Genomic DNA, 914 nt, shown 5'->3' on the forward strand with positions numbered 1-914 from the left:
AAAAACGAGAGTTACGCCTCATATCATTGATATTGAGGCGCTACAGGGCAATGTAAAAGACTTTCTACAAGCTCAAACATTAATTATTAATATCACCTGTAAAGCTTTACCTGCCTTTGAAAAACTTGCTGAAGAGATTGCAAAAAGCCCAGTTCAGCAGGTGTTATTTATTAGCTCTACTTCTGTTTATCCTAATGATGCAGGTGTTTGTCAAGAAAGCGACCAACTAGTGCCAGAAACAAACCTTAGAAAAATAGAAAAGTGCTTCACTGATAACACTGACTTTGAGTGTACAGTACTTCGTTTAGCAGGTTTGATTGGCCGTAAACGCCATCCCGGTCGATTCTTTGCTTCGGGGAAAAGTATTAAGGATGGTTTCGCTAAGGTAAATCTTATCCATCAAGCGGATTGTATTAAACTGATTGAAACGATATTAACGCAACAGGCTTGGGGAGAGATCTTTAACGGCTGTGCGGACAATCACCCAACAAAGAAAGACTATTATACTGAGATGGCCTTGTCGCTTGGGGTGCCTAAACCTGACTATATTATTGCTGAAAATAGTGCGACTAAAGTAATTAGTAATGAAAAAGTTAAACGCACATTAGGCTATCAATTCATTTATCCTAATATTTTAGATGTTTCTTTCTAATTTATTAATATTAAAAGATTTTTTGTCTATGTAATGATTCTGCTTATCATAAATTAACCTTAATTAAATTGTGGTTAATCGCATTTTTAAATTAAATGTAAGCGTTTTACCCGTTATTTAAACCTACCTTGATATTCGTCAATTTTAAAAGTCACTATTGCGTTATCTTTCACCTAAATTAATTAGGTGAGAGAAACATTATGAGCAAACAAAAATTAGTCATTATTGGCAATGGTATGGTTGGCCACCGTTTTATCGAAGA

Annotated in this window: 1 protein-coding gene; it reads left to right on the top strand. The window is 34.9% G+C overall.

Going from position 1 to position 914, the window contains the following annotated elements; translation table 11 throughout:
* Positions 1-652, top strand: a 652-nt coding sequence (locus tag DS885_RS17530; protein WP_113819207.1) for a dTDP-glucose 4,6-dehydratase, incomplete at its 5' end; no start/stop codon positions are given.
* Between the last annotated feature and the right edge of the window lie 262 nt (positions 653-914).

The organism is Psychromonas sp. B3M02, from assembly GCF_003318165.1.
Lineage (GTDB): Bacteria > Pseudomonadota > Gammaproteobacteria > Enterobacterales > Psychromonadaceae > Psychromonas.